Here is a 23,665-nt window from a genome sequence, read left to right as displayed (position 1 = left end):
CGGCTCGTCGTGCTCGAGGCGGAGTGGAAAAGCGGTAATCTTGGGCGACAGAGGACGTACCGGAGGACGGTTCTATGATAGATCTTCGCAGCGACACAGTGACCCGACCGACCGAGGCCATGCGGCGGGCCATGGCGGAGGCCCCGGTCGGGGACGACGTCTTCGGGAGGACCCGACGATCAACCGCCTCGAGGAGTACGTGGCGGCGCTCCTGGGGAAGGAGGCGGCCATCTACTGTCCCTCCGGGACGATGACGAACCAGATCGGCCTCTTCGTCGGTACGAGTCGGGGGGACGAGGTGATGCTGCACGAGGACGCCCACGTCTTCAACTACGAGGCGGGTGCCCCGGCTCTGCTCTCCGGCGTCGGGTGAGGACCCTCCCCGGGGAGGGCGGCGTGATCTCCCCGGAGACCCTGCGCGCCGCCGTCCGGCCCGAGAACGTCCACTTCGCCCGACAGACGCTCCTGTGTCTGGAGAACACGCACAACGTCGCGGGGGGCAAGGTCTTCCCCCTCGAAGAGTTCGCGGCGGTCGCCTCGGAGGCCCGGGATCTCGGGTTGGGGGTCCACCTCGACGGGGCCCGGCTCTTCAACGCCGCGGTGGCGACGGGGACGCCCGCGAGCGCGTGGTGCGAGCACGCGGACACCGTCTCCGTCTGCTCCTCCAAGGGCCTCGGCGCCCCCGTCGGCTCCCTCCTCGCCGGGGACGAGGAGAAGATCCGGGAGGCCCGGCGCGCCCGCAAGGCCTTCGGCGGCGGGATGCGCCAGGCCGGCATCATCGCCGCCGCCTCCCTCTACGCCTTCGAGCACAACGTCGAGCGCCTGCACGAGGACCACCGGCGGGCGAAGAGGCTCGCCGACGGGCTGCGAGAGGCCGGCTACGGCGTCGACGAGCCCGAGACCAACATCGTGCTCGTCGAGGTCGGGGAGACGGGCGCGTTTCTGCGGGACCTCGCGCACGAGGGCGTGCTGGCGACGCCTTGGACCGGGGGCCGCATCCGCCTCTGCACGCACCTCGACGCCGGCGACTCCGAGGTCGACGCGACGATAGAGGCCGCGTCGCGGCTGCTCGTCTCCGGGGAGAGCGTCCGCTGAGGGACCCCGGCTTCGAGGTCCGGCTCGTCGCCGCGGACCGTCTCCCCGAAGGGCTCGGTCTCCTGGAGGAGGCGCTGAGGGAGGGAGAACCCGTCCCGGCACCGTTCGCGGAGGAGCTTCGGGGCGCCGTCGCCAGGGGGGACCTGGAGATGCTCGTGGCGCGCGAGGAGGGGGCGGTGGTCGGCGTGGCCCTCCTCTCCTACGGGTTGAACGTCTCGGCCGGCGGAGCGTTCGCCAGCGTCGAGGAGCTGCACGTGAGGCCGGAGGCGAGGCGCCGGGGCGCCGGGCGCGCGTTGCTCGCCGCGGTGGAGGAGCGTTGCGCCGCGCGCGGCGTCTCCTACGTCGAGGTCCAGACCGACGACGAGGCGGTCGCGTTCTACGAGGCCTCGGGCTACGAGCGGGAGGAGGGCGTGCTCCTCCTCTCTCTCGGCCTGCCGCTCCACGCCCCCGAAGCCCCGGACGCCGACGGTCCGTATCCGTAGCAGGTAAGCCCGACGGCAGAGGGTCGCGTGAGCCGGAGCGGCGCTTTCGACGGAAGGGACTCCCTTCTGGACCTCGCCGGTCTTCCGCTGCTCGGTGGGGGTTAGGAGTTCGTCTGCGGGTTGTGGCAGACCGCTTCTATGTTGTTGCCGTCGGGATCCAGGACGAAGGCGCCGTAGTAGGCCGAGTGATATTCGGGCCGGAGCGCGGGCCGCCCGTTGTCGCGCCCGCCTGCCGCGACGGCTGCTTCGTGGAAGGCGCCCACGGTTGCTCGATCTGGGCTGGAGAAGGCGACGTGCACGGCGGCGCCGGGCGCGCCTTGCTTGATCCAGAAGTCTGGCTTACCCGATCGGCCGAACCCGGCTCCGGAGATGCCGTGCTCCATGATCAGCCCGTAGCCGAGCGGAGCGAGCGCCGCCCCGTAGAAGCGCTTGCTCCGCTCGACGTTCGACACGGGCAGGTTGACGTGATCCAACACCGCGAACCTCCTCGGGTTCTCCTCCGGGGCGGGGTCCTCCGATTGCTTCGGCGAGGTCTCACGCCCGGCCCCACGCGCCGGACTTGCCCTAGTCGTCCGTCTCGCCCTCGTAGACCGCAAAGGTCGCTCCCTGGGGGTCGCGGAGGACCGAGATCCTGCCGGCCCCTATGTCCATCGGCCCGGCGAGCACCTCGCCCCCGAGCTCCTTGGCCTTCGCCAGCGCGTCTTCGGTGGAGGGCACGGTGAAGTAGGGGAGCCAGTAGGGGCGGTTCCCCCCGCCGTTCTGCGAGGGCATGATCCCGCCGTTCGAGGCGCCGGCGTTCTTGATCGTCACGTAGGCGAGCTCGCCGTCCTGGTCTATCGGCTCCATCTCCCAGCCGAAGAGCGACGCGTAGAAGCCGGCGGCCGGCTCGGCGTTCGACGTCTGAAGGTCGTTCCAGGTGAGGCAGCCGGGATCGTTGACCCTGCCCGCTCCGATGTGCCGACGCGGCTCCCAGGCCGCGAGCATGGCCCCCTGGGGGTCTTCTATCAGCGCCATCCTGCCGGCGTCCAGGACGTCGAACGCCTCGCCGTGGACCGTCCCGCCCGCCTCGCGCGCCCTGGACGCGGCCGCGGCCGCGTCCTCGACGGTCACGTAGGACAACCAGTACGGCGGAACCCCCGCCCCGCGCTGACCCCTGTCCATCTCGGACAGGCCGCCGACGTAATCGTCCCCCACACGGAGCATGGTGTACGTCATCCCTTCGCCGGCCGGCATGTCGTCGGCCTCCCAGCCGAACAGCTCGCCGTAGAAGGCCTTGGCGCCCTCCGGATCGGTGGTCGCCAAATCTACCCAAGAGAACGTCCCCGGTGCGTAACTCTCCCTCTTGCCCATACTTCCTCCTCGTCGATTCCCGTTCGACGGATTCCCTACGAGAAGGTTACGCGGGAGGGACCGAATCCCAAGGGGCAAAGCTCGTTTCGGGGGAGGGCCGCACGGAAAAGGAGGCTCGTCGCCGGGGGCCTAGAACTCCCTGACCTCGTAGACGGAGACCTCGCGGAAGCCGAGCTCGTCGTAGAACTTGCGGGCGCGCTCGTTGCCGGCCGCGACCTGGAGGGAGACGCCGTCGGCGCCCTTGTCGCGGGCCCACCCGGCGCAGGCGTCGAGGAGGGAGCGGCCCACGCCCCGGCTCCGGTGCTCCTGCGTCACGTAGATGTCCTCGACGGCGGCCCAGGTCTTGGGGGAGAAGGCGGGGGAGCCCTCGCGGATCTCGCCGGAGAGGAAGCCCACGACCTCGCCGTCGCTCTCGGCGACGAAGAGGCAGGAGTGGGCGCTGGAGGAGAGGTCGGCGAGGAAGCGGCGCATGATCTTCTCGGCGTCGGGCGAGGTGGCGTAGACGTCGTCGTAGGCGGTGTGCTCCTCCGCGCTCCTCATCCACAGCGCCGCGGCAGCCGCCGCGTCGTCGCGCCGTCCCGCCCGGATGGCGTAGCCCGAAGCGTTGTCGTGCCCCTGCCCCATTTCCCCATCCTAGCGGATATACTGGCCGACGTGTCGGAGACGGGCCATTACGCGGGGGCGGGTTCGGAGGGGAAGGCGATAGGGCGTATATCGCTCATACTTCTCGTGCTCGTGTCGGGGACGACGACGCTCGCCGTCGAGATGGCGGCCAGCAGGCTGCTCGCGCCGTACTTCGGGTCTTCCATCCTCGTCTGGGCCAACATCATCGGGCTCATCCTGATCTACCTGACCATCGGCTACTACCTCGGCGGGCGCTACGCCGACCGTCACCCGAACGGGCGGACGTTGACGAACATAACCATCGTCGCCTCGGTCATCATCGCGGCGACGCCGTTCGTCGCCGGGCCCGTAATGTCCGTAAGCGCCCGCTCCTTCGAGAGCCTCTCCGCCGGGGCGTTTCTCGGCTCCTTCGCGGCCACGCTCCTCCTCTTCGCCCCGAGCATCACGCTGCTCGGGATGGTCTCGCCGTTCGCGATACGCCTCGCCATAAAGGACGTCGGCGAGGCCGGAGGGACGGCCGGGAGCCTCTACGCGATCTCCACCCTCGGGAGCATCGCCGGGATCTTCCTCGCCGTGCTCCTGACGATCCCAGGGGTCGGCACGCGGGACACTTTCCTGCTGTTCGGGGCCGCGCTCGCGCTCGCGAGCGTCCTCGCGGGGCGGCGGAGCCTCCTGCTGCTGCTCCTGCCGCTCCTGATGGTGGCGGCGACCTTCCTGCCCAACGAGATCAAACCGACCCCCGGCCTCCTCTTCGAGGACGACTCGTACTACCAGTACATCAGGGTTCTGGCGACGGAGCTGGACGAGAACGGCGAACCGCTTCCGGACAGCGAGCGCATCTTGCAGCTCAACGAGGGCTGGTCGGTCCACTCGGCGTACAAGCCGGGCCGTCTTCTCTCGGAGAGCTACTGGGACTACCCGCTCTCCGTGCCGCTCCTCACCTCCCCCGAGCCGCCCCGCAACGCGCTCATCGTGGGGAGCGCCGCGGGCACCGTCTCCTCCGAGCTCTCGGACGTTTACGGGCCGATCGAGATCGACGGGGTGGAGATCGACGGCCGGGTGAACGAGGTCGGCTACAGGTACTTCGACATGGACCGCGAGGGGCTCGACACCCACGCCGAGGACGGCCGCTATTTCCTGCGCGGCCCCGAGGCCGACGACGAGTACGACCTCGTCGTCGTGGACGCCTACCGCCAGCCGTACATCCCGTTCCACCTGACGACGGTGGAGTTCTTCGGGGAGGTCAAGGAGCACCTCTCGGACCGCGGGGTCGTGACGATCAACGTCGGGCATACCCCCGGGGACCGGCGCGTGCCCGAGGCGATCGCGCGGACGATGAGCGAGGTCTACGGGCACGTCTACTCCTTCGACACGGGCGACTTCAACACGACCGTGGTCGCGACGGAGGAGGAGACGGGGGCGGAGGCGCTCCGGGCGAACCTCGGCGAGGCCCCGAGCGTGGTGCGTCCCCTGGCCCGCGAGATCTCCCGCGACATCGAGCCGACGGACGGCTCGGGCCCGGTCCTCACGGACGACCGGGCGCCTGTGGAGTGGATGACGGACCTGATGATCCTGGACTACGTCCGGGGCGATACCTAGGGCTCCGGCCCGGGAGGGGGAAGCGCGTGTCTTGGGCTCTTTCTGCCCTCGCCTTCGTGGCGGGGACGGTGATCACGGTTCAGTTCGCGGTGAACGCCGAGCTGCGCAAGGCGGCGGGCGGGCCGATCTCCGCCGCGGCCCTCTCGTTTCTTATCGGGACGCTCGTCCTGTTCGCGGCGGTCGCCATCGCGCGCCAGACGCCGACCTCGCTCCAATCCCTCTCGCAGGCCCCGTGGTGGGCGTGGGCCGGCGGTTTTCTCGGCGCGTTCTTCGTGTTCTCGTCCGTCGTCCTGACCCCGAGGCTCGGGGCGGCGGCGACCTTCGGGTTTATCATCGCCGGGCAGATGATCACCTCCATCGTCCTCGACCAGTTCGGCCTCCTCCACCTGCCGGTCCAGCCGGCGACGGCCCTCAGGGTCCTCGGCGCGGTGCTCGTGGTCTCGGGCGCCTACCTGGTCCTGCGCTTCTAAGAGAGGGCGGGCTTACCCCCAAATATACGTCTCTTCGGCCCTTATATTTCCCCGCCCGAAGGGTTAGAGTTGTGGCCTCGTTGTTCACGGATCGGGGAGGCCGCTAAAGGAGAACGCGCGAAAGGCCGATAACGAACGGGTAGGCAAGAAGGAACCCGTGGAAGGTCGGTAGGAGAAGCCAGAGAAAGAGCAAAGCGCCAGGGCTCCCGGAGAGGTCAGAGACCTTTCGGGGAGTCGACGAGGAAGACGTTTATCGAGTTTTTCGGCGGATGCGTCTCGGCCTCCGGGCGGTCGATAGGGCGGCGTTAAATCCCGGCGGTGACGCCGGGGACAGAGCGCCGATCCGGGCCCGGTAGCAACGTCTGGCTCTCCCATTCCGTTCTCCTTTGGGTTCCCCGGTAGGGGCGTTTTTCGGCGCCCCCTTACGAGTGCTGGGAGGTGCTCTTTATGTGCGGGATCGTGGGTTACGTTGGCGGGGAGCGGTGCGTAGAGGTGCTCATGGAGGGGCTCAGGAACCTCGAGTACCGCGGGTACGACTCGGCGGGGCTGGCGCTCGCGGGGCCTGAGGGGCTCCGGACGGCGAGGGAGGTCGGACCCCTCGATAACCTCGCGGGGACGGTGCAGAGGCGCGACGGCGACTTCTTCAGCATGCGAAGCGGGGTGGGGCACACGCGATGGGCGACGCACGGGCGCCCGACCGAGGCGAACGCCCACCCCCACATGGGCGGCGGAGCGCCCGTCGGCCCGGAGGTCGCGGTCGTCCACAACGGCATCATCGAGAACCACGCCGAGCTCCGGGAGGAGCTCAGGGCCCGCGGCTTCGAGTTCCGCTCGGAGACCGACACGGAGGTGATAGCGCACCTCCTCGGCGAGAAGGTCGCGGCGGGCGTGGCCCTGAAGGAGGCGCTCGTCGAGACGCTGGAGCGGCTGGAGGGCTCGTTCGCGGTCGCGGCGGTCAGCGCGTCGGAGCCCGAGACGGTCGTCGCGGCGAGGCACCAGAGCCCGCTCGTCGTGGGCCTCGGCGAGGGCGAGAACTTCCTCGCGAGCGCCGTCCAGGCCCTGCTCGGCTACACGCGGCGGTTCCTGTTCGTGGAGAACGGCGAGGTCGTGGTCTTGACCGGCTCCTCCGTGGAGCTCTCGACGCTCGACGGCAGGCCGGTTATGCGCGACCCGTTCGAGGTCGACTGGAGCGCGGAGGCGATAGAGCTCGGCGGCTACGAGGACTTCATGCTCAAGGAGATCCACGAGCAGCCCGCCGCCCTCCAGGCGACGCTCGCCGGGCGCCTCGACGCCGGGGGCCGCGTGGACCTCTCCGAGCTCGGCCTGGACCTCTCCGGGATCGAGCGTGTGGTCATCGTCGCCTGCGGCACCGCCTACCACGCGGGGCTCCTCGGCAAGAGCGCACTGGAGCGCCTCGCCCGCGTCCCCGTCGAGGTAGCGGTGGCGAGCGAGTACCGCTACGGCGACCCGGTCGGGGACGAGGGGACGCTCGTCGTCGCCATAAGCCAGAGCGGCGAGACGACGGACACCCTCGCCGCGATAGAGGCCGCCCGCGCCTTCGGCGCCCGCGTGCTCGCCGTGACGAACACGCAGGGCTCGCTCATCACCCGCGAGGCCGACGCCGTGCTCCTGACCAAGGCCGGCCCCGAGGTCGGGGTCGCCGCGACGAAGACCTTCCTCACGCAGGTCGCTGCGCTGTACCTGCTCGCCCTCGGCGTCGCCGGGGTGCGCGGGGCGCGTCCGGCCGGGGAGCTCGAGGAGATCGGCCGGGCGCTCAGGCGCTCGCCGGAGAAGGTCGAGGAGGGCATCGAGCTTCTGGGGGAGCGCCTCATGAGCGAGGCGGTCGGGGTCTTCGCGGGGGCGCGGTGCGCGCTCTTCCTCGGGAGGGGACAGTCGTTCCCGGTGGCGCTCGAAGGGGCGTTGAAGCTCAAGGAGATCTCCTACCTCCCCGCCGAGGGCTACCCGGCCGGCGAGATGAAGCACGGCCCCATCGCCCTCGTCGACGAGCAGTGCCCGGTCGTCGCCATCCTCGGGGAGGGGACGCTGCGCGAGAAGACCCTCTCCAACGTCGAGGAGACCGTCGCCCGCGGCGCCCGCGTGATCGCCGTAGCCAACGAGGGCGACGCCGCGGCCGAGAGGATCGCGCAGTCCGTCCTCCCGGTGCCGACCGTGCCGGAGATCCTGAGCCCCCTGGTCTCGGCCGTGCCGCTGCAGTTTCTGGCCTACCACGTCGCCAAGGCCCGCGGCCTCGACGTCGACAAGCCCCGCAACCTCGCCAAGAGCGTCACGGTCGAGTAGCCGGCACCGACACCCGGCGCCACCACGGCGGCCCCCCGGAACCGTTCCGGGGGGCCGCCGTGGTGCATAAGGGGCAAGCCTGAGACAATCATCGGCCAGGGTCGGGGTGCCGAGAACGGGAGGGGCTTTCGGGATGCGTTGGGGGCGGGTAGGTGTTTCGGTCGCGCGGGCCAGGCTCCTGCCTCTTACCCTGCTCGTGGTGGTCATGGGCTGCGTTTTTGATGGGCCCGCGCGGGCCGGGCTCCAGGAGGTCTATTCGGGGGAGATGGCTTCGTGTGCCGGCGGTGGCATAGACGTCGACCTTGCGGTCACGGGCACGGTCACGGGCGTGGAGGTAGGTCGGGCGTCTTCGCGGGTCGAGGTCAGGGTAGAGGAGGTTCTGCACGGCGACGAGGGCGAGAGCGGGGGGACGCTGTCCGTGAGGTCCAACCTCGGCACGAACGGCGGCGACGTGGGGGCCGTAGGCCTCCGAGAGGGAGGGCGATACAGGCTTTATCTGCAGCGCAGCGGCGACGAGTGGGCGACCAACGTCTGTATGGGGACGAGAGAGATAGCGGCGCCCCCCACTTCGCCGACGGTACCGGAGACGGGTGGGCCCAGCGTGCTACCGATCCTGGCCTTCGCGGGGCTTCTGATCCTCGGTGCCGGGGCGCTGGTCCGGCGTAGGGCACGGTAGGGCGCAACGCGAAGTAGCGTGTTGGGGGAGATGATAATGGAGACAAGCCCCGTACTGTTCCTCATGGCCTCGCTCGTCGTCATCGTGGCCCCGGGGCCGGACAACGTCCTCGTGCTCACGCGCGGGATCTCGCAGGGACGCAGGGCCGCGATGGTCTCGGCGGCGGGCGCGAGCGTCGGGCTCGTCTGCCACTCGCTCTTCGCGGCGGCCGGGCTCTCGGCGCTTCTGGCGCAGTCGGCGGTGGCGTTCGCGGTGGTGAAGTACGCCGGTGCCGCGTACTTGATCTACCTCGGCGCGAGGACGCTGATGAGCAGGGAGGGCTTCGCCGTCTCGGGAGGGGAAGGGGCGGTACGGCTGCGGAGCGTCTTCGCGCAGGGCGTCGTCTCGAACGTGATGAACCCCAAGATCGCGGTCTTCTTCCTCGCCTACCTGCCCCAGTTCGCCGACCCCGCGTCCGGCGGCATGGCCCCGCAACTGCTCCTCCTCGGCCTCGCCTTCGCGCTGTGCACCTGGATCGTCTTCAGCCTGCTCGGCTACTTCTCCGGCGCCCTCGGCGACAAGCTCGCCCGTCGGCCGCGCCTCGCCGACGGGCTGCGCTGGCTGACGGGGGGCGTCTTCGTCGCCCTAGGCCTCCGGCTCGCCCTCCCCGAGCGCGGCTGAAGATAGTTCTCCGGGCATCATGACCGCCCGGGCTTACGCTCCCCCGAAAGCGTTGGCCCTCTCGGCGTACGGCGGGTCGCGGGCGGGGGAGCGTCCCTGGCGGGCGGCCCCGGTCCTCGCGTCCCTCTCCTGCGGGCTGTACGCCGCCCCGGCCCTGCCCCTCGGCTATCTCTGGAGCCGGTAGGGAGCGCGGAGGATCCTTAACAGACGACCTTCAGCGCGGCCGGTTCGATGCGGAAGGACATCGGGAGGCGGCCCCAGATCTCGCCGTCGATCTGGACCGGTACCTGGGCGCCGGGGGATTTGGCCCGGAGCTCCTCGGCGGCGAAGGAGCGCATGGAGCGGTCGAGGGGCTTCTTGGCGAGGATGCGCGTGAGGACGTCGGCGCGGAGGAGGCGTCCGACGCGGTCCACGAGGACCACCTCGAGGCTCCCCGTGGTGAGGGTCGAGGAGTCCGTGACCCGGAAGTCGCCCCCGTAGTAGTGGCCGTTGGCGACGATGGCGAACTGGGTGACGTACGTCGTGTCGCCGCGGACGACGTGGAGGTTCGGCAGGTCGCCCTCCAGGTAGACCTTGAAGGCCGCCAGCGGGAAGGCCAGGATCTTGAGGTAGCGCTTGAGGCGCGGCGTCACCTCGTTGACGACGTGGGCGTCGAAGCCCATCCCGGCCATGCAGGTGAAGCGGCGCTCCGTGCCCTCGTGGTCGGTGGCGACGCCGACGTCTATGCGCGAGACCTTGCCGTCCCGGATCCTCTCGCACACCTCGTCGGGCTTCATGGGCAGGCCGATCTCGCGCGCGAAGACGTTCGCCGTGCCCAGCGGGATTACCCCCAGCGTCGCCTCCTTCGAGAGGCCGTTGACCACCTCGTTCACCGTGCCGTCGCCGCCGGCGGCGACCACGAGCCTGTCCCCGCGAGGGCGGCGAGCTCGGTGGCGTGATCCGGGCGCTCGGTGTTCCAGACCTCCACGTCCGCGCCGCCGGAGCCGATGATGCGGGCGTAGTGCTTCAGACGCTCCCTGTTCCCCGCCCGTCCCGAGTTCGGGTTGCCGATGATGACCGCGTCCATGGACTTACTATAAGCCCTTTCACAGCAAGAAGCTCTCCAGTACCATGTTCCGCATGGAAGAGAGACTGAAGGATTTCGTCGTTCCGGGGGTCGGGGTCGACGTCGTGGACTGCGAACGGATGAGGTTCGCCCTCGAGAGGACCCCGCGCATCCGCCAGCGGCTCTTCACGGAGCGCGAGATCGCCTACTGCGAGAAGTTCCGCTTCTTCGAGCGCCACTACGCCGCCCGCTGGGCCGCGAAGGAGGCCGTCTGCAAGGCCCTGGGGTGCGGCCTGCTCCAGTGGAACGGTGTCGAGGTCATGCGCCAGCCGCGGCTGGCCCCGACGGTGCGCATCTTCGGCAAGATAGAGCGCTTCGCGGACGCCGTCGGCGTGCACGAGGACGAGCTCCACATCTCCATCACCCACTCCGAGCTCTCCGCCGTCGCCGTGTGCATGATCCGCAAGGCGGAGACCCTGCCCTGAAGCTCCTCTCCGCCGAGGAGATGACCCGGGCGGATCGGGGGGCCCAGGCCCTGGGTATCCCCGGCGGCGTCCTCATGGAGCGCGCCTCCGTCGGGATGTCCCGCGCCATCCTCGATTCCTTCGGCCCGCTCGCCGGCCGCCGCGTGCTCGTCGCCGCGGGCGGGGGCAACAACGGCGGGGACGGGTTCGTGATCGCGCGCGAGCTCTACCGGGCCGGGGCGGACGTCGCGGTCTTCGCCACAAAGGACGAGTACGGGGGCGACGCGGCGGTGAACCTCGACGTCCTGAGGAACCTCGCGGTGCGCCTCGTGGGACGCGACGCCTTCTCCGAGGAGCTCGCGGGCGCCGACCTCGTCGTGGACGCGCTGCTCGGGACGGGCTTCGAGGGCGAGGTGCGCGGCGACCTCTCGGGGCTTATACGGGAGATAAACGACGCGGCGGCCCCGGTCGTCGCGGTGGACGTGCCCTCCGGGGTGAACGGCTCGACGGGCGAGGTCGAGGGGCCCGCGGTGAGGGCCGACCTCACGGTCTGCGCGCACGCCGCGAAGGTCGGGTGCGTCGTCTCCCCGGGCGGGGACCACGCCGGCCGGGTCGAGGTGGTGGACATCGGGATACCGCCCGAGGCGGAGGTCGAAGCCGCGACGACGTGGACGGACGCCGCCTCCCTGCGCGGCGTCGTTCCGCGCCGCACGGGGGCGGCCCACAAGTACTCGGCGGGCTCCCTCCTGATCGTGGCGGGCTCGTCTTCGGCGACGGGCGCCACGGTCATGGTGGGGAGGGGCGCGCAGAGGGCGGGCTGCGGCATCGTCTTCGTGGTCACCTCCGAGAGCGCCGCCCACCGCGTGGACGCTGCGCTCACCGAGGCGCTCGTCTCCGGTGCCCCCGAGGACGGGGACGGGCTCATGAGCGGGGACGCGGTGGAGCACATCCTCGGGATGTCCGAGAGGGCCTCGGCGATCGTGCTCGGCCCCGCGGCGGGGGTGGGGGAGGGCGGGCGCAGGCTCGTCGAGGGCATCCTGAACGGGACGGACCTCCCCATCTTGCTCGACGCGGACGCCATAACGAACCTCCCGGGGCCGGGGGCGCTCGCGGCAAGGAGCGGCCCAACAGTCATAACGCCGCACGCAGGGGAGCTCGGGCGCCTCCTGGGTACGGGGGCGAAGGAGGTCTCCGCCCGCAGGCTCTCCTCCGCGCGGCGGACGGCGGAGGAGAGCCGCTCTTGCGTGCTACTCAAGGGGACGGACACCCTGGTCGCCGAGGGCGAGAGGGTAGCGGTCAACTCGACCGGGACCCACGCGCTCGCCACCGCGGGCACCGGGGATGTGCTCTCCGGCGTGATAGGCGCCCTCCTCTCGCGCGGCGCAGACCCCTACGACGCCGCCCGGACCGGCGCGTGGGCGCACGGCCGCGCGGCGGAGCTGTGGCTGGAGAGGACGGGACGTCCCGTCGAGAGCATGGTCGCCACCGACCTCTTCGAGTACCTGCCGGAGGCGTTCGCCGAGCTTCTCTAGCCCGTAGCGGCGAGGTGCACGCCCACTTCCGTTTGCAGTAGTATCAGCGGGACGAAGGCCATAGGATACGGAGGGGTTGGGGGCGTGGAAGAGCAGGACATACGGGGGCTGAGGGTCGGGGAGATCATGCAGGAGGACTGGCCCACCCTCGGGCCGGACGCAACGGTGGAGGAGGCGATCAAGCTCTTCGCGGAGGCGCGCATCTCCGGCGCGCCCGTCGTCTCCGGCGACCGTCTGCTGGGCATCGTGACCGAGGGCGACCTTATCTTCCGCGACGCGGAGATCAAGGCGCCGGGCTTTCTGGACATCCTGGGCGGCATAATCCCCCTGGGCAGCACGGAGGAGTACCGCAGGGAGGTCCTCAAGAGCGCGGGCGTGACGGTGGACGAGGTGATGACCGGCGACGTCGTGACGGTCGACCCGGACGCTACCCTCTCCGAGACGGCCACGCTGATGGCCGAAGAGCGCAAGAAGCTCCTCCCCGTCGTCGAGGGCGGCCGCCTCGTCGGCGTGATCACGCGGATGGACATCCTCACCCTCCACGTCCTCAAGCCCCGCCCGTAGGCCGAGCTTGGCGCACCACCGCTACCCGAACCTCCCGAGCCGCACCTGGGCCGAGGTGGACCTCGGCGCGGTAAGGCACAACGTCCGCGCCCTCAAGCGCCGCGCCCCGACGTCCCGCCTCATGGCCGTCGTGAAGGCCGACGCCTACGGCCACGGCGCCGTCCCCGTCGCCCGCGCCGCCCTCGGGGCCGGGGCGGACTCCCTCGCCGTCGTCACCGCCGAGGAGGGGGCGGAGCTTCGGGGGGCCGGGATCGAGGCCCCCATCCTGGTCTTCACCGACCTCCTCCCGGACGGCCTCGCCCTCGCCGAGAGGGCCCGCCTGACCGTCACGGCCCACTCGCCCGAGAGCGCGAGGCGGATCTCCGCCCGCCCCGGCCTCGAGGCCCACCTCAAGGTCAACACGGGGATGAACCGCTGGGGCGTCGCCCCCGAGGGGGTGGGGGAGGCCCGCAAGATGCTCGGGGATCGCCTCGCGGGCGTCTACACGCACTTCGCCTCCGCGGACTCCGACGCGGGGGCGACGCGGCGCCAGCTCGATACCTTCGGGGCCGTCCTCGCCGCGCACGACTTCGGCGGCGCCCTCGTCCACGCCGCGAACTCCGCCGCCACGCTCTGGCACCCCTCCTCCCACCACGGCTGCGTCCGGCCCGGCGTAGCCCTCTACGGGCTGCACCCGAAGGGCGACGGGGGAGACCCCGCCGAGGAGGGGCTCCGCCCCGCGCTCGCCCTCAAAAGCTACGTCGCGGACGTTCGGGTCGTGCCGCCCGGCGAGGGGGTCTCCTACGGCCTGACGTGGCGGGCCGAGAGGCCGACCCACGCCGCAACGGTGCCGGTCGGGTACGCGGAGGGCTACAGGCGGGCGCTCTCCAACGAAGCGTTCGCCCTTGTTGGGGGAAAGCGCCGGCCGATCCTCGGCCGCGTGACGATGGACGCGTGCGTCTTCGGGGCGGACGGCGGGGTCCGGGTCGGGGACGAGGTGGTGCTCGTGGGGGAGCAAGGCGACGAGGCCCTGCGCGCCGAGGAGGTCGCCCGCCGGGCCGGCACGATAAACTACGAGGTAACGACCGGGCTCAACCCCCGGCGCGTCGAGAGGAGAGACCGAGATGTTCAATGATATCGATTGGAAGGGCGCCCTCAGGCGGGCGGCCCTGACCGTCCTCATATACCTGGGGCTGGTCTACGTGCTGGACGTGGCCTTCCCGGGATCTGCGGGCGGCATCGTCCCGCTGGCCATAAACGCCGTCATACTCTTCGTCGTCTTTACCTTCTTCCACGCCTTCGTCGAGCGCCGCAAGAGGCGCCAGAGGGCCGCGCTCCAGCCCCAGGGCAAGGCGAAGGCTCGGCGCCCGGCCGACGCCTCGGAGGAGGACGGCGAGGGGGAGATCCCGGCGTCCGAGCTCAAGGGCCGCCAGAACCCGAACACCAGCCGCAGGAAGGCCTCGCGGCGGCGGCGCTAGGGTCCCCGTGAAGACCGGCGAGACGGGCTCCATACACGCGGCGCTCGCCCCTCCCCTGGACGTCCCGACCCTGCTCGGCGAGGTGCCCGAGCTCTCGCTCGCCGAGGGCCAGAGCCAGGGCCCGTTCCACCACCTCGACACCCTGGGGCACACCCTGGAGGTCGTCCGGCGCGTGGAGGCGGAGCTGGAGGAGCGCCGCCTGGGCGCGAGGGTGGGCGAGGAGGCTCGCGAGGGGCTCCGGCTCGTGGGCCTCCTGCACGACGTCGCCAAGCCCGTCACGCGCACGGAGTTCGAGGGGCGCGCCATCTTCGTGGCCCACGACACCCTGGGCGCCCGGCTCGCGCACGGCATCTGCCGCCGCCTGGGGCTCTCGGCCCGCCTCACGGACCTCGTCACCACCATCACGGCGCTGCACCTCAAGATCGGCTTTATGGGCAACGAGCGGTCGGACTACCCCCCCGAGAGGCTCGTCCGGGCCGCCGGCCCCTTCGGCGAGGAGCTCGCCGTGCTGTGCTGGGCCGACCGCCTCGCCGCCCAGGGCCCCCGCCTCAAGGACGAGCACATCGAGCGCCACCGCGAGCTCTGCGTCGAGTTTCTGAGGCGCTACCGCGGCGCCGAACCAGGCCCCGAGACGGACTACGCGACGCTCGCGAAGGGGCTGGGCCTCCCCTCGGGCGCCGACGCCGGTTACGCCGCGGGCCGGATCCGGCTGCTCGTCTCGCGCGGGCTCGGGGAGGACGAGGCGAGGGTTCGGGCCGCGGCCCTGCTGGGCCTCGACCTTCGGCGCTAGGCGAAGAGCTCGCCGACGGGCAGCGTCCACCCCGGAACCACGTCGGCGCCGTCGATCGTGTCCCCAGCGTCGGCCGTGAGAACGCGGATCTCGTCTCGCGAGCGGTAGACCGTCACCGTGAACTTATCGGGGTCCACGACCAGCACCATCCGACTGCCTGCCGCGAGCCACGCGAGGGCCTTGCCGATCACCTCGGAGTGGGTATCGTTGGGCGAGACGACCTCGACCACGAGGTCGGGCGCGCCGGGCCAGTAGCCCCTCACCCTCCCCGCCTTCTCCACGCGTTCGCGGCCGACGAACGCCGCGTCGGGGGCGCGAACCGTGTCGGGGTCGGAGGAGAGCTTGAAGCCGGTCTCTGCTGCGTACGTCCGGCCGAGGCCGTTGGCGTCCACGTGACGCTCGAGCCGCGAGGCAATTCTCAGAGCCAGGTACCCGTGTGCATCTCCGGCAGGCGCCATCTTCCTTAATTTCCCCTCGACAAGCTCGTAGCGGGAGCCATCGTCCGGCATGCGGAGGAGCTCTTCGGCCGTGAATGGTCTCGTCCCTATGGTCACAGAAACCTCGCTACGGTCCTCGAAACGCCGTTACACCGGAGAGTATACAGGCGGCCCTCAGGACGGGGCCCGCGCGGGTCGCGCTTCACAAAGGGCTGCGCCGGGGATATTATCGGTGTGTCTTAAACGGCGGTGCGGTGGCCCCGGTCGTGGGCCGAAGCGGAGGTTGGTTATGGGTTTGAAGAGGGCGACGAGGGATCGATGGATCGCCGGCGTGTGCGGCGGGTTGGCCCACCGCTACGGTTGGCGGCCCGGCCTGGTCAGGCTGGCACTGGTGCTCGTGATAGTCCTTATCCCCGGCTTCAACGTCATCCCGCTCGTGGCCTACGCGCTCGCCGCGTACTTTCTCCCCGAGTCGGAGGCGTACTAGCCCTTTGGACTTCGCGGAGGCGCAGAAGGAGGCCCTGGGCTGCAAGAGATGCGGCCTGTGCAACTCCAGGACGCGGGTCGTCTTCGGCGAGGGCCCGCTCAACGCCGGGCTCTTCGTGGTCGGGGAGGCGCCCGGGTTCAACGAGGATCGGGACGGCAAGCCGTTCGGGGGGGCGTCGGGGATGCTCCTGGACCGCCTCCTCCTGCGCTCGGTCGGCCTCGCCCGCGAGGAGGCGTATCTCACGACCCTCGTCAAGTGCAAGCCCCCCGAGGGCCGCTCCCCGAAGCCGGCCGAGATCAACGCCTGCCGCCCCTACCTGCTCGCGCAGCTCGACGCGATAGACCCGAAGGTGGTCGTCGCGATGGGCGACCTCGCGAGCCGCGCCCTGACGGGCCGCAAGGAGTCCGCCTCGCGCATCCGCGGCAGGGCGATCCCGCTGGACGGGCGCTACGTCTTCCCGACGCTCTCCCTGCAGCGGGCGCTCTACACCCCGGCGGACCGGGCCCTCCTCGTCTCGGACTTCTCCCGCCTCCCCGAGCTTCTCGCCGCCGAGCGCCCCACCACCTACGAGACGCTGAACGTGCCCCGCGTCGCCGGCCTCGCCGAGGCCGAGCGCGAACCGCTCCAGCCGGGCCTCTGGTAAGAGGGGCGGGATGGCCGGAATCCTGGAGCGTCACGGCGTGGACGAGGACGCCCTCGTGGCCCTCGCCGAGCGCGTCTCCGGCGTCCTCGCGCCGGGGGACGTCGTAGTATTGAGGGGCGAGGTCGGCGCCGGCAAGACGACGTTCGTGCGCGCCGCCGCCCGGTCCCTGGGCGTCCGGGAGAGGGTGACGAGCCCGACCTACCAGTTCGCCCGCGGCTACGAGGGGCGCGGCCTCCGGGTGAACCACCTCGACCTCTACCGGCTGGAGGGCGTCGACGAGCGGGACGCCCTGGAGCTCGACGAGTACCTGGACTCCGACGCCGTCACGTTCGTCGAGTGGGCGGAGCCCGCGCTCGGCCTGCTGGAGAACCCCCCGACGGTCGTCGAGCTCGCGCACGAGACCCCGACCACCCGGCGGGTTCGGCTCTCGGGGCCCGCGGCCGCGCGCCTGCACGGGTCCCCGTAGTGCTGGTCCTGGCCTTCGACTCCTCGACGAACGACGTCTCCGTCGCCGTCGTCCGGGCCGCCGACGAGCCCACGCAAGGGCCCCGGGAGGTGCTCGTGGAGATCTCCGTCCCGTCCCGAGGCGCCTCGGAGGCCCTGCTCCCCGCGGCCCACGCCGCCCTCGGCCTCGCCGGGACTACCCTCGAGGGGATCGAGCGCGTCCTCGTCGGCGTCGGGCCGGGCACCTTCACGGGCATCCGGATCGCCGCCGCCGCCGCCCGCTCCCTCGCCCTCGCCACCGGAGCCCCGCTCTCGAAGGGCTCGACCCTCGCCGCTCTCGCCGCCCCCGCCCTCGCGAGCGCTGATGTGGGCGACGTCCTCGCCGTCATCGACGCCAGGCGCCGCGAGGTCTTCGCCCAGCGGTACGCCGCGGACGGCGGGGTCCCCGGGGAGATCCTCTGCGTGCGCCCCGCGGAGCTGCGCGCCGGGGGGGCGCCGCTCGTCGTCGGCGACGGGGCGGTGCGCTACCGGGAGGTGCTCTCGGGGCTGGGACGCATCCCCGACGACGCCTCGCCGCTCCACCGCGTGACCGCCACCGGCCTCGCCCTGTCGGCCGACCTCGCGCCCGTTCCGGCCGGGGAGGTCGTCCCGCTGTACGTCCGCGAGCCCGACGCCGAGGTGCGCCGCGACCTCAACCCGTGGAGCAAGGCCTGATGGCGAGCGGAGCGCGCCGCGTGCCCGAACCGCTGGTGCGCCCGATGCTGAGCTCGGACCTACCCGTAGTCCTGCGCATAGCCGAGGATAGCCTGCCGAACCCGTGGAGCGAGAGGATCTGGCTCGACGAGCTCGACAGCCCGTTCGGCCTCTACCTCGTCCTGGAAGAGGGGGGAGAGGTCGTGGGGTTCGTCGGGGTCAAGCACGTCGCGGACGAGACCCACGTGATGACGGTCGCGGTCGTCCCCGGCCGGCGCGGCAGGGGCTACGCCCGCGCCCTCGTGGGGGCCGCTCTCGACGCGCCCGCCTCCAGAGAGACCCGGCGCGTGCACCTCGAGGTGCGCCCGAGCAACGGGGCCGCCCGCACGCTCTACGCCTCGCTCGGCTTCGTCGAGACCGGCGTCAGGCCGAAGTACTACGGGGACGAGGACGCGGTGCTCATGACCCTGGAGCTACCGGGGCCCTCCCGGCGGCCGTCCGTCGCGCCCCTCGCGCTCGCGCCTCGCCTCGCGCCGCCGCCTGAGGTCCTCGGAGGTCCCGAAGGGCTTGAGGAGGTAGAGGGCCGGGGCGAGGCAGACCAGGAAGCTGAAGAAGATGCCGCCGGCGATAAACGGGTCGACGGGACCCCGGATCACGTAGACCAGAAACTCCAACAACAGCACCAGCGCGATAAACGCGAACAGTAAAGAGAAAGCCCTCACGCACCCAGTATATAGAGTCGACCGCCGGAGAAAACATGCCCTGCCCGTCCTCCGCCCGGCGCCCGGTTCTCCCCGGGGTGCGGAGCCCATGGGCCGAAATGCTATAAACAGCCCGTGATCCTCGCGATAGAAACCTCCTGCGACGATACCTGTGCCGCGGTCGTGGAGCCCTCGGGGCGGCGGGCGCTCTCGAACGTCGTTCACACCCAGACGGAGCACTCCCGCTACGGCGGGGTCGTCCCCGAGGTCGCCTCCCGCGCCCACCTCGAACGGATGGACGCGGTCGTGGAGGCGGCGCTGGCGGAGGCGGGGGCCAGCTTAGACGACATCGAGAGCGTCGCCGTCACGGTCCGGCCCGGTCTGATCGGGGCGCTCCTCGTCGGCGTCTCGACGGCGAAGGGCCTCGCCTACGCCAGGAGGCTCCCCCTCGTCCCCGTGAACCACCTGGAGGGGCACGTCGCCGCCGCCTACCTCGCGGCCCCGGATCTGGAGCCGCCGTTCGTCGCCCTGATCGCCTCCGGCGGCCACACCGCCCTCTACAGCGTGACCGAGGACGGCATGAGCCTCCTCGGGGAGACCCTGGACGACGCGGCGGGCGAGGCCCTGGACAAGGGCGCCCGCATGCTCGGCCTCGGCTTCCCGGGCGGCCCCGCCCTCTCGAAGGCCGCCCGGGGCGGAGACCCGACGCGCTACGACTTCCCGGTCGGCCTCAAGGGCAAGGCCGACCTCGATTTCAGCTTCAGCGGCTTGAAGACCAGCCTCCTCTACAAGCTGAAGGCGATGGACGCGGAGGAGGTCTCCGGGGAGCTTGCGCACCTCGCGGCGGGCTACGAGGCCGCCGTCGTGGAGGCGCTCGTGCGCAAGCTCCTGCGCGCCGCCGAGCTCCAGGACGCCCCGGCCCTCGTCGTCGCCGGCGGGGTCGCGGCGAACGGCCCGCTGCGCAGGCGCCTGGAGGCCGAGGCCGCCCGGCTCGGGAAGAGGCTCGTCGTGCCGCCGCCCGCCCTGTGCACCGACAACGCGGCCATGATCGGGGCCGCAGCGGCGGCCACGCCCGCCCTCCCGTTCCCGGACTACCTCTCCTTGAACGCCCGCAGCATCTAGCCTCCGGCGCGCCCCGTCCCTCCCTTGACGTGCGCCGCCCGCTCTGTGAGAGTGTGAGCCGTCCGTCGATCTCCGGCGGTGCCGGGACGTACTCGTTGGAGAGGGAGGGGCTTCTTGCTGACGTATCCCAGGTTCGCGAAGGCGTGCTACGTCTTCTTCGCCGTCGCCGTCCTGGCGGCGGTCTTGAAGCTGAGCATCTCGGGCGCGGAGACCGGCCTCCTGAGGATGCTGCCCGCCGTCCCGACCGCGAGCGCCGTCGAGCCCGCGGCGACGTCTGCCATCGGCCCCGAAGACCCGCGGCTCGGAGGCTTTATGCAGGCCGGCGAGGCGGAGAGCTTCGAGGCGGCCCTCACCCGACCCGCTCCCCGCGAAGACGAGCCCGAGGGTGCGGCAGGAGACCCGGCCGCCCCCTCCGGCGATGGACCCTCCGACGACGCCTCCGCCGTGTTCCGGCGTCCCTCGCTGGAGCGGGACCCCGCCTCCGAGCCCGTCTGCGGCGACCTCGGGGACGTGCCCCGGAGCAGCCGGGTGGTCTTCCCGCTGCCGGAGGAGTACTTCGACTCCTACGACGACACCTGGGGGGCGGCACGCCCCCAGGGCGGGCACGAGGGGAGCGACCTGATGAGCCCGGCGGGGACGCCCGAGTTCGCCGTCACCGACGGCCGCCTCGTCGCCGTGGCCGGGTCGAACGAGAACGGCTGGAACAGGCTCGGCGGCTACGCGGTCATGCTGGAGGCCGCCTACGACGTCGGCCCCATAAAGAAGGGTGACCTCTTCTACTACGCCCACCTGGACCGGGAGAGCTCCCTCCCCGTGGGCACCGAGGTCCGGGCGGGGCAGAAGATCGGCACGGTCGGCGACACGGGCGAGGGGCCGGAGGTCACGCGCGGCAAGTTCCCGCCGCACCTGCACCTCGGCTGGTACGACGCCGAGCTCTCCGAGGACCGCTCGGAGGCCGAGTCCGGCGCGATGAACCCCTACCCGATGCTCCTGTGGCTCGAAAGGAACGGCGGAGCCGTCTCCGGCGGCACCGACGCCGCGTACTGCCAGGCCCCCAGAGCCCGAACCCCACCCCCTCGACCGGCGAGCCCGACTGGCCCACCCCGTCCTCCCCCGGCCAGAGGCCAGACCTCGACACCGGCAGCGACGCCGCCAGCCCCGCCCCTCGGGGTGGCGGCGACCGGAATGAACGCCCGAGGGACGGCGGCAGAGACCGGGACGCGGGCGAGGACCGCGGCGAAGGCAAGGGCGAGGGCGGCGAGGCCGAGGAGGCGGAACAGGCCCAGAAGGAGGCGGAGAAGCTCTCGCTGAGGCGGGAGCTGGAAGAGAAGATGGCCGCCCTACTGCGCGACCTCCCGGACCTTAACTTCGACCGGGACACCCCCGAGAACGGGAGCGAAGGCAAGAGGGACGGCGGGGAGAAGGGGGACGGCCGCAAGGACGGTGAGCAGGGCGGTAAGGAGCGCGGGGAGGGCCGGCGGGACGGAGAGCGCCCGGCCGAGGACCGCCCCGAGGGAGACCGGGTCGTCCCCTCCGAGGAGCCCCCGAAGGCCTCCGTCCCCAGGGAGCCGAGGCCGGATCGGAGGCCGCAGCCCGCCCCCGCGGCTAAAGACGAGCCGCCCAAGGTAGCGGAGGAGCCCGCGCCCCCGAAGGCCGAACGGGAGAGCCCGGCCGCGGCGCCGGAGCCGCCAATCAGCGCCGCGCCGAGCGAGCCTGCTGGAGGGGATCCGACCGCGACAGACCTGACCGCGCCGGTTCGGGGTGAGGCCCCGCCGGCCGAGGAGGAAGAGGCCGAGCCGGCGGTCGAGCCCGAAGAGACGGATTAGCGCCCGGGGGTCGTCGGCCCGGCGTTTCGACGCTCCCGGCTTTCAGGCGTGGGGTAAGACCCTCTAGTCTGTTCTGCCCTCGTGGTCGTCGGAGGAGGAGAGCGCTCTCTCGCGCTCCTCGCCGGTCAGGATCTCGCTGCGGGCGCACTCGATGCAGGTCGCGTGTACGTTCCCGGGATGGTCCTTGACGTACACGAAGACCACCTTCTTGGGCACCCGGTACAGGATGTGGGTCGTGGTCTTGTCGCATGCCTCGCAGGGGCGATCCTCGCGCCCGAGCTCCTTGGGGATCCTGCTCAAGCTCGGCAGCCTGTCGGTGCCGAAGACGCCCGCCGATGCATTGTGAGTCGTTCTCATGGTTTGAATTGTACCCCGGCGCGGACTATACTTCGGGCGTTGGCACTCTCCGGTGGAGAGTGCCGAAATGCGGTTTATCCGCAGGCGGTTTGTAGTCTAGCAGAGGAGGAATGGAGTGGCGCACAAAGAGCTACGGTTCAACACCGAGGCTCGCCGGGCACTCGAAGCGGGCGTAAACAAGCTCGCTGAGGCCGTCAAGGTGACGCTCGGGCCGAAGGGCCAGTACGTCGTACTCGACAAGAAGTTCGGCTCGCCGACCATTACGAACGACGGTGTCACGATCGCTCGCGAGATCGAGCTCGAGGACATCTTCGAGAACCAGGGCGCGCAGCTCGTCAAGGAGGTCGCGACCAAGACCAACGACGTCGCGGGCGACGGCACGACGACGGCGACGGTTCTCGCCCAGACCATCGTGCGCGAGGGCCTCAAGAACGTCGCGGCCGGCGCGAACCCGGTCATCCTGAGGGCCGGCATCGACAAGGCCGTCGAGGCCGCGGTCGAGGCGATCCGGGGCCAGGCGCAGGACATCTCGGGCAAGGACGAGATCTCCCGCGTGGGTGCGATCTCCGCGCGGAGCGAGGAGATCGGCAACGTTATTGCCGAGGCCATCGACAAGGTCGGCAAGGACGGCGTCGTGAACGTCGAGGAGTCCAACACCTTCGGGATGGACCTCGAGTTCACCGAGGGCATGCAGTTCGACAAGGGCTACCTCTCGCCGTACTTCGTGACGGACCAGGAGAGGATGGAGGTCGTGCTCGACGACCCGTTCATCCTCATCGCCAACCAGAAGATCGGGAACGTCCAGGACGTCCTTCCGGTTCTCAACTCGGTGATGCAGTCGAGCCGTCCGCTCCTCATCATCTCCGAGGACGTCGAGGGCGAGGCGCTTGCCACCCTCATCGTGAACAAGCTTCGCGGCACGTTCACCGCGGCGGCCGTCAAGGCCCCGGGCTTCGGTGACCGGCGCAAGAGGATGATGGAGGACATCGCCATCCTCACCGGCGGCGAGGTCATCACCGAGGAGCTCGGCCTCAAGCTCGAGAACACCCAGCTCAACCAGCTCGGCCGGGCCCGCAAGGTCGTCATCACCAAGGACAACACCGTCATCGTCGACGGCGACGGCGACACCGAGCGGATCAAGGGCCGGATCAACCAGATCCGCGCCGAGCTCGAGTCGACCGACTCGGACTTCGACCGCGAGAAGCTGCAGGAGCGGCTGGCGAAGCTCGCCGGTGGCGTCGCGGTCATCAAGGTCGGCGCCGCTACCGAGACGGAGCTCAAGGAGCGCAAGCACCGCGTCGAGGACGCCCTCAGCGCGACCCGTGCCGCTCTCGAGGAGGGCATCGTCCCGGGCGGTGGCGTGGCCCTTCTGAAGGCCCAGAGCTCTGTTGCCCAGCTTGTCGACACGCTCGACGGCGACGAGAGAACGGGTGCTCGGATCATCCACCGTTCGCTCGAGGAGCCGATCCGTCAGATCGCCGCTAACGCCGGCGCCGACGGCTCCATCGTGGTGGACAAGGTCCGCGACCAGGCCAACGGCCTCGGCTTCAACGCCCTCACCGGCCAGTACGAGGACCTCGTCGCGGCCGGCGTGGTCGACCCCGCGATGGTCACCAGGAGTGCGCTGCAGAACGCGGCCTCCATCGGTTCCCTCATCGTCACCACCGACGTCGTGGTGGCCGAGCCGGAGGACGACGCCCCGGCCGGCATGCCCGGCGGTATGGGCGGCATGATGTAAGGAGTTCCCCACAGGGAGCTTCCAGGGGCGGCGTCCTTCGGGGCGCCGCCCTTTTTGTTTCGCCAAGAACAACAAGGGTATAATTCACCGCCAACAGGAAACCGTGGGTTG

General features: G+C 70.9%; 28 protein-coding genes and 1 pseudogene. 22 read left to right on the top strand and 7 right to left on the bottom strand.

Annotation, left to right across the window (positions count from 1 at the left end; all coding sequences use genetic code 11):
* Positions 1-74: 74 nt before the first annotated feature.
* Both GBA65_RS14555 and GBA65_RS14550 read left to right on the top strand, forming a co-directional pair.
* Positions 75-1,095: pseudogene (locus tag GBA65_RS14555) on the top strand (threonine aldolase family protein).
* Complete coding sequence (locus GBA65_RS14550; RefSeq protein WP_166397168.1) at positions 981-1,577, top strand: GNAT family N-acetyltransferase; 597 nt, start codon at positions 981-983, stop codon at positions 1,575-1,577. The pseudogene GBA65_RS14555 and the gene GBA65_RS14550 overlap by 115 nt, the downstream one beginning before the upstream one ends.
* Positions 1,578-1,678: 101 nt before the next feature.
* On the opposite strand, the gene GBA65_RS14545 is transcribed toward GBA65_RS14550, so the two are convergent.
* The 3 genes from GBA65_RS14545 to GBA65_RS14535 all read right to left on the bottom strand — a co-directional run bounded on the left by GBA65_RS14545 (position 1,679) and on the right by GBA65_RS14535 (position 3,551).
* Positions 1,679-2,053, bottom strand: a complete 375-nt coding sequence (locus tag GBA65_RS14545; RefSeq protein ID WP_166397167.1) for a VOC family protein — start codon at positions 2,051-2,053, stop codon at positions 1,679-1,681.
* Positions 2,054-2,141: 88 nt separating this feature from the next.
* Positions 2,142-2,927 carry a VOC family protein gene (locus GBA65_RS14540; RefSeq protein ID WP_166397166.1) on the bottom strand — a complete coding sequence of 262 codons (786 nt, stop codon included), beginning with the start codon at positions 2,925-2,927 and terminating at the stop codon, positions 2,142-2,144.
* 129 nt (positions 2,928-3,056) lie between these two features.
* Complete coding sequence (locus GBA65_RS14535; RefSeq protein WP_166397165.1) at positions 3,057-3,551, bottom strand: GNAT family N-acetyltransferase; 495 nt, start codon at positions 3,549-3,551, stop codon at positions 3,057-3,059.
* A 30-nt stretch (positions 3,552-3,581) separates the two neighbouring features.
* Here GBA65_RS14535 and GBA65_RS14530 point away from each other — a divergent pair, with 30 nt between their 5' ends.
* From GBA65_RS14530 to GBA65_RS14510, 5 genes are all read left to right on the top strand, one after another.
* A complete protein-coding gene (locus GBA65_RS14530; RefSeq protein ID WP_166397164.1) occupies positions 3,582-5,150 on the top strand; it encodes a spermidine synthase in 1,569 nt (522 codons plus the stop codon).
* 26 nt (positions 5,151-5,176) lie between these two features.
* Positions 5,177-5,620: a DMT family transporter gene (locus GBA65_RS14525; RefSeq protein ID WP_166397163.1), complete on the top strand. Its 444-nt coding sequence runs from the start codon at positions 5,177-5,179 to the stop codon at positions 5,618-5,620.
* A 447-nt stretch (positions 5,621-6,067) separates the two neighbouring features.
* Positions 6,068-7,918, top strand: a complete 1,851-nt coding sequence (gene glmS / locus GBA65_RS14520) for a glutamine--fructose-6-phosphate transaminase (isomerizing) (RefSeq protein WP_166397162.1) — start codon at positions 6,068-6,070, stop codon at positions 7,916-7,918.
* A gap of 133 nt (positions 7,919-8,051) precedes the next feature.
* Positions 8,052-8,594, top strand: a complete 543-nt coding sequence (locus tag GBA65_RS14515) for an LPXTG cell wall anchor domain-containing protein (protein ID WP_166397161.1) — start codon at positions 8,052-8,054, stop codon at positions 8,592-8,594.
* 36 nt (positions 8,595-8,630) lie between these two features.
* Positions 8,631-9,254, top strand: a complete 624-nt coding sequence (locus GBA65_RS14510; RefSeq protein ID WP_166397160.1) for a LysE family translocator — start codon at positions 8,631-8,633, stop codon at positions 9,252-9,254.
* Between the two features lie 200 nt (positions 9,255-9,454).
* On the opposite strand, the gene GBA65_RS14505 is transcribed toward GBA65_RS14510, so the two are convergent.
* Together GBA65_RS14505 and GBA65_RS14500 are read right to left on the bottom strand one after the other, a co-directional pair.
* On the bottom strand, positions 9,455-10,153 hold the full coding sequence (locus GBA65_RS14505) for a diacylglycerol/lipid kinase family protein (RefSeq protein WP_207955792.1): 699 nt from the start codon (positions 10,151-10,153) through the stop codon (positions 9,455-9,457).
* Positions 10,123-10,320, bottom strand: a complete 198-nt coding sequence (locus GBA65_RS14500) for a diacylglycerol kinase family protein (protein WP_166397159.1) — start codon at positions 10,318-10,320, stop codon at positions 10,123-10,125. The genes GBA65_RS14505 and GBA65_RS14500 overlap by 31 nt, the downstream gene beginning before the upstream one ends.
* 53 nt (positions 10,321-10,373) lie before the next feature.
* On the opposite strand from GBA65_RS14500, the gene GBA65_RS14495 reads away from it, so the two are divergent.
* From GBA65_RS14495 to GBA65_RS14470, 6 genes are all read left to right on the top strand, one after another.
* The gene (locus tag GBA65_RS14495; protein WP_166397158.1) at positions 10,374-10,784 is read left to right on the top strand and encodes a holo-ACP synthase; all 411 of its coding nucleotides are present in this window, start codon (positions 10,374-10,376) and stop codon (positions 10,782-10,784) included.
* A 20-nt stretch (positions 10,785-10,804) separates the two neighbouring features.
* Positions 10,805-12,295 (top strand): NAD(P)H-hydrate dehydratase, encoded by a 1,491-nt coding sequence (locus GBA65_RS14490; RefSeq protein WP_166397157.1) that lies wholly within the window; start codon positions 10,805-10,807, stop codon positions 12,293-12,295.
* Between the two features lie 84 nt (positions 12,296-12,379).
* Positions 12,380-12,859 carry a CBS domain-containing protein gene (locus tag GBA65_RS14485; protein ID WP_166397156.1) on the top strand — a complete coding sequence of 160 codons (480 nt, stop codon included), beginning with the start codon at positions 12,380-12,382 and terminating at the stop codon, positions 12,857-12,859.
* Positions 12,860-12,866: 7 nt separating this feature from the next.
* On the top strand, positions 12,867-13,973 hold the full coding sequence (gene alr / locus GBA65_RS14480; RefSeq protein WP_166397155.1) for an alanine racemase: 1,107 nt from the start codon (positions 12,867-12,869) through the stop codon (positions 13,971-13,973).
* On the top strand, positions 13,963-14,316 hold the full coding sequence (locus tag GBA65_RS14475; protein WP_166397154.1) for a hypothetical protein: 354 nt from the start codon (positions 13,963-13,965) through the stop codon (positions 14,314-14,316). Before alr ends, GBA65_RS14475 begins: the two co-directional genes overlap by 11 nt.
* Positions 14,317-14,323: 7 nt before the next feature.
* Entirely contained in the window at positions 14,324-15,106 is a 783-nt protein-coding gene (locus tag GBA65_RS14470; RefSeq protein ID WP_166397153.1) for an HD domain-containing protein, read from the top strand.
* Here the strand turns inward: GBA65_RS14470 and GBA65_RS14465 are convergent.
* Positions 15,103-15,660: a Uma2 family endonuclease gene (locus tag GBA65_RS14465; protein ID WP_207955791.1), complete on the bottom strand. Its 558-nt coding sequence runs from the start codon at positions 15,658-15,660 to the stop codon at positions 15,103-15,105. The genes GBA65_RS14470 and GBA65_RS14465 overlap by 4 nt on opposite strands.
* Positions 15,661-15,832: 172 nt before the next feature.
* Between GBA65_RS14465 and GBA65_RS14460 the strand changes: the two genes are divergently transcribed.
* From GBA65_RS14460 to GBA65_RS14425, 8 genes are all read left to right on the top strand, one after another.
* A complete protein-coding gene (locus GBA65_RS14460; RefSeq protein ID WP_166397152.1) occupies positions 15,833-16,030 on the top strand; it encodes a PspC domain-containing protein in 198 nt (65 codons plus the stop codon).
* 4 nt (positions 16,031-16,034) lie between these two features.
* Positions 16,035-16,673 carry a uracil-DNA glycosylase gene (locus GBA65_RS14455; RefSeq protein ID WP_166397151.1) on the top strand — a complete coding sequence of 213 codons (639 nt, stop codon included), beginning with the start codon at positions 16,035-16,037 and terminating at the stop codon, positions 16,671-16,673.
* 10 nt (positions 16,674-16,683) lie between these two features.
* Positions 16,684-17,139 carry a tRNA (adenosine(37)-N6)-threonylcarbamoyltransferase complex ATPase subunit type 1 TsaE gene (tsaE, locus tag GBA65_RS14450; protein WP_166397150.1) on the top strand — a complete coding sequence of 152 codons (456 nt, stop codon included), beginning with the start codon at positions 16,684-16,686 and terminating at the stop codon, positions 17,137-17,139.
* Positions 17,139-17,831 (top strand): tRNA (adenosine(37)-N6)-threonylcarbamoyltransferase complex dimerization subunit type 1 TsaB, encoded by a 693-nt coding sequence (tsaB, locus tag GBA65_RS14445; RefSeq protein ID WP_166397149.1) that lies wholly within the window; start codon positions 17,139-17,141, stop codon positions 17,829-17,831. The genes tsaE and tsaB overlap by 1 nt, the downstream gene beginning before the upstream one ends.
* Positions 17,831-18,517: a ribosomal protein S18-alanine N-acetyltransferase gene (rimI, locus tag GBA65_RS14440; protein WP_166397148.1), complete on the top strand. Its 687-nt coding sequence runs from the start codon at positions 17,831-17,833 to the stop codon at positions 18,515-18,517. Before tsaB ends, rimI begins: the two co-directional genes overlap by 1 nt.
* A gap of 129 nt (positions 18,518-18,646) precedes the next feature.
* Complete coding sequence (tsaD, locus tag GBA65_RS14435) at positions 18,647-19,633, top strand: tRNA (adenosine(37)-N6)-threonylcarbamoyltransferase complex transferase subunit TsaD (RefSeq protein WP_166397147.1); 987 nt, start codon at positions 18,647-18,649, stop codon at positions 19,631-19,633.
* Between the two features lie 114 nt (positions 19,634-19,747).
* Positions 19,748-20,944 (top strand): M23 family metallopeptidase, encoded by a 1,197-nt coding sequence (locus GBA65_RS14430; protein WP_166397146.1) that lies wholly within the window; start codon positions 19,748-19,750, stop codon positions 20,942-20,944.
* A gap of 20 nt (positions 20,945-20,964) precedes the next feature.
* Positions 20,965-21,459, top strand: coding sequence for a hypothetical protein (locus tag GBA65_RS14425; protein ID WP_166397145.1), 495 nt, complete (start codon positions 20,965-20,967; stop codon positions 21,457-21,459).
* 63 nt (positions 21,460-21,522) lie between these two features.
* On the opposite strand, the gene GBA65_RS14420 is transcribed toward GBA65_RS14425, so the two are convergent.
* Positions 21,523-21,816: a hypothetical protein gene (locus tag GBA65_RS14420; RefSeq protein WP_166397144.1), complete on the bottom strand. Its 294-nt coding sequence runs from the start codon at positions 21,814-21,816 to the stop codon at positions 21,523-21,525.
* A 115-nt stretch (positions 21,817-21,931) separates the two neighbouring features.
* Here GBA65_RS14420 and groL point away from each other — a divergent pair, with 115 nt between their 5' ends.
* Positions 21,932-23,554 (top strand): chaperonin GroEL, encoded by a 1,623-nt coding sequence (groL, locus tag GBA65_RS14415; RefSeq protein ID WP_166397143.1) that lies wholly within the window; start codon positions 21,932-21,934, stop codon positions 23,552-23,554.
* Positions 23,555-23,665 lie beyond the last annotated feature (111 nt).

This window comes from Rubrobacter marinus, from assembly GCF_011492965.1.
Taxonomy (GTDB): Bacteria; Actinomycetota; Rubrobacteria; order Rubrobacterales; family Rubrobacteraceae; genus Rubrobacter_F; species Rubrobacter_F marinus.
The sequence above is the reverse complement of the archived record's forward strand: the minus strand, read 5'-3'. Positions and strand labels throughout refer to the sequence as shown.